Consider the following 205-nt stretch of genomic DNA (forward strand, 5'->3'; position numbering starts at 1 on the left):
CCGATAGTGAACCAGTACCGTGAGGGAAAGGCGAAAAGAACCCCTGTGAGGGGAGTGAAATAGAACCTGAAACCGTGTACGTACAAGCAGTAGGAGCACCTTCGTGGTGTGACTGCGTACCTTTTGTATAATGGGTCAGCGACTTATATTCAGTGGCAAGGTTAACCATCTAGGGGAGCCGTAGGGAAACCGAGTCTTAACTGGG

Annotated in this window: 1 rRNA gene; it reads left to right on the top strand. The window is 50.2% G+C overall.

Annotation, left to right across the window (positions count from 1 at the left end):
- Positions 1-205 (top strand): 23S ribosomal RNA (locus IQR33_RS24190); the annotation flags it as partial.

This window comes from Vibrio sp. OPT46 (genome assembly GCF_015163535.1).
Lineage (GTDB): Bacteria > Pseudomonadota > Gammaproteobacteria > Enterobacterales > Vibrionaceae > Vibrio > Vibrio alginolyticus.